The organism is Kitasatospora sp. MBT66, from assembly GCF_000710405.2.
Lineage (GTDB): Bacteria > Actinomycetota > Actinomycetes > Streptomycetales > Streptomycetaceae > Kitasatospora > Kitasatospora purpeofusca.
In genome coordinates, this window is record NZ_JAIY01000004.1 from 1,055 (window position 1) to 1,629 (window position 575).

The 575-nt window shown below is 73.6% G+C and carries 1 protein-coding gene; it reads right to left on the reverse strand.

Going from position 1 to position 575, the window contains the following annotated elements:
* Nucleotides 1-31 precede the first annotated feature (31 nt).
* The coding region (locus BI06_RS52290; RefSeq protein WP_043466486.1) for a S8 family serine peptidase at nt 32-575 on the reverse strand (544 nt) is incomplete at its 5' end.

Below are 575 nucleotides of genomic sequence, written 5' to 3' on the forward strand. Positions count from 1 at the left end.
CCGCCCGCTCGCCGGGGGGTGTGGGCGTCCCCTACGCCCTCCGCCGCCGCAGCAGCACCACAAGTACTGCGGCCACCAGCACCAGCCCCCCGGCCACCGAGGCCACCAGGACCAGGGCCGAGCCCTCGTCCTTCTGCTCCGCGGCCGGCGCGGCGGAAGCCGAGAGCGGCGGGGTGGGCGCGGGCTGTGCCGCCGGACTCTGGGACACAACGGGCGTCGGGGCAGATGCCGACGGAGCGGCCGAGCCACTCGGCGCGGACTGCCCGACCGGCTGCTCCTGGATCGGGTACACATCCGCCGGCCCCGGATCCCCCGGCTCCGTCAGCGCCACCCGTGGGCGGACGATGCCGTATCCAATGGCGTCGTTCCGCTGGGCGCCGTCGTCCGCCTTGCCCGCCGTATTGAGCAGAACCCGCGCCACCTGGTTGGCGGTCCACTCCGGATGCGCCGCCCACACCAATGCGGCCGAGGCCGAGACGAGCGCCGTCGCATCCGATGTGCCGTGCCCCTTGCAATAGCCGGAGGACGCGGCGCAAGCGCTGAAGATATCGATTCCCGGAGCTGCGAGATCCACC